At 61.9% G+C, this 2717-nt stretch carries 2 protein-coding genes; both read left to right on the plus strand.

Features of this window, described 5'->3' with window-relative positions:
* Positions 1–242 precede the first annotated feature (242 nt).
* Positions 243–1955, plus strand: a complete 1713-nt coding sequence (ggt, locus tag SH809_11180) for a gamma-glutamyltransferase (GenBank protein MDZ4700259.1) — start codon at positions 243–245, stop codon at positions 1953–1955.
* Between the two features lie 77 nt (positions 1956–2032).
* The gene (locus tag SH809_11185; protein ID MDZ4700260.1) at positions 2033–2536 is read left to right on the plus strand and encodes a hypothetical protein; all 504 of its coding nucleotides are present in this window, start codon (positions 2033–2035) and stop codon (positions 2534–2536) included.
* Positions 2537–2717 lie beyond the last annotated feature (181 nt).

Genomic DNA, 2717 nt, shown 5'->3' on the forward strand with positions numbered 1-2717 from the left:
CGATGCGGGAGCTGAGCGACCTCCTCTAGACTGGCGAAGTGCTCGGCTTAAGGAGGTTTATTCGCTTCGCTCATCAGTCGCTGCGCTCGTGTCTCCGCTTCCCCCCGATAAATCGGGTGTACGGTCGAGATGACATCGCTTTGGGGGACGTTTCAACTCCTGATTCGCATGAATAGCGAATAGCGACGGGGAGATTCTGTACATTATGGGCTGGCAATCTTCGAGCTTCTGACCGCAATCCGATGACACGACGCGTTTTCCCCTTTGTCCTGCTTCTCCTCTCGGCCCTCTCACCCGCCACCACTTCGCCTACCATGGCGCAAACCGGCCGCACGCCGGCGCCGGCGCGGAACGGCATGGTTGTCAGCAGCCACTACCTTGCGTCGGAAATCGGAAACGAAGTGCTGCAAAACGGGGGCAACGCGGTCGACGCCGCCGTGGCGACGGCATTCGCGCTGGCCGTGACGCTCCCTTCCGCCGGCAACATCGGCGGCGGCGGCTTCCTGGTCTACCACGGCGCCGATGGCGTCACGACCTCCTTCAACTTCCGCGAAAAAGCGCCGCTGGCCGCCACGGAGACGATGTACCTGGACGGCCAGGGCAACATCCGCAACAACAGCAACCACGAAGGCGCGCTGTCGGTCGGTGTGCCCGGCACAGTCGCCGGCCTCGAACTGGCCCACAAACGCCTCGGCTCGAAATCCTGGGCAGAACTCGTCGAGCCGGCCGTCCGCCTGGCGCAGGAAGGCTTCCCATCCACCTGGGATATGCAGGGCTATCTCGAATGGCTCGAATCCAACCCGGATCGCTACCCGTCGACCTCCCGCGCCTTCCTCAAACCAGGCAACAAACGCTACGAACCGGGGGAGCTGTGGAAACAGCCGGACCTCGCCGAGTCGCTCAAACGTATCCGCGACAACGGACGCGACGGGTTCTACAAAGGAAGGACGGCCAAACTACTCGCCGACTTCATGAAGGCAAACGGGGGGATTATCACGGAGGAAGACCTCGCGCGCTACGAAGCCGTCGAGCAGCCGCTCATCCACGGCACCTTCAGGGGCTTCGATGTCTACTCCATGGCGCCGCCCAGCTCCGGGGGCATCGCGCTCGTCGAAATGCTCAACATCCTGGAAGGCTACGACCTTGACGCGATGGGCCACAACTCGGCCGCCTACATGCATGTCGTCACCGAAGCCATGCGCCGCGCCTATGCGGACCGCGCCATGCACGTCGGAGACCCGGCGTTTAATCCGAACATGCCGGTGGATCGCCTGATATCGAATGCCCATGCGGATGCCTTGCGGCAGACGATCAACCTCGACCGGGCCTCCGTCAGCGACCCCACCCTCTTTAACGAAGCCTACGAAAGCGAGGAAACCACACACTTCTCGGTGGTCGACGCCGCCGGCAACGCAGTCTCCCTCACCTACACCCTGGAGAACTCCTACGGCTCGTCGATGGTCGTCGAAGGCGCCGGCTTCCTGCTCAACAACGAAATGGGAGACTTCAACCCGGTCCCGGGCAAGACGACTACCACGGGCCAGATCGGCACCCCGCCGAACCTCGTCGCCCCCGGCAAACGCATGCTCTCGAGCATGACGCCGACGATCGTCGCGAAGGACGGCAAGCCGGTGCTCGTCATCGGTACGCCCGGCGGCCGCACCATCATCAACACGGTCCTCCAGGTGGTGCTGAATGTCGTCGAACACGAAATGAACGTCGCCCAGGCGATCGAGGCCCCGCGCTTCCACCACCAGTGGCTGCCGAATGAGACGATCATCGAGCGCTGGGGCATGTCGCGGGACACCCGCGCCCTCTACGAATCAAAAGGCCACACGGTGAAGGAACGCGGCCAGATCGGGCACGCGATGGGGATCTACATCGACTACGACGAAAAGCTGCTCTACGGCGCGTCAGACTCGCGCGCATTTGACGGACGAGCGGTAGGGCACTGAACGATTACAGATCACACATTAAAGATTATCGGAGGAGATTCTCGGGCGATTCATCAACCAGACATCGGAGGCCGGCCATGAGAACTGTGCCTATCTTGCTCCTGATCGTTGCCATGGGGCTGGCGCCCTGCGCCGCCGCGCAGCCGGCGGTGGAGGTCGCCCGCCAGTCGCTCCAGCAGATCAAGGGGTTCTACCTCACGGTGGACATCGAAGGCAGCCGGGGCCTGACGGAGGAGGATGTGCTGGACGTGGCGACGATCCGCCGCAATGTTGCCGAAAGACTAACCGACGCCGGCCTCCACATCATCGAAGCCACCGAGGTGGTGGATGTCGCCCGCGTCCCGAACCTGTACGTCCATATCAACATGCTCGACGCCGGCCAGGGCATCGTGCCCTTCGCGATCAACACCCAGTTCTTCCAGGAAGTGCGCCTCGCCGAACAGCGGGCCCCCACCATCGCCTCCACGTGGGACACCGGCCTTGTCGGCGTCGTCTCGTACGACACGCTGGAGCTCATCGGGGAGTCGGCCGTGACGTCGGTGACGAACTTCATCGACGACTTTCAGTCGGCCAATCGGTGAAGCGGTTCAAGGGTTAATGATTAAGATCACTTCCCTTTCCATTAAACCTTAATAAATTGTTGCGACTTGCGTATTGCATAATGAGCAAGTCATCCCCGCGCAGGCGGGGACCCAGAAAAATGCCAGTCTGATGGCTGGATTACTTCGTAAGTCGCTTCGCTCGTTTCCCGCCTTCGCGGGA

The organism is Rhodothermales bacterium, assembly GCA_034439735.1.
GTDB lineage: Bacteria > Bacteroidota > Rhodothermia > Rhodothermales > JAHQVL01 > JAWKNW01.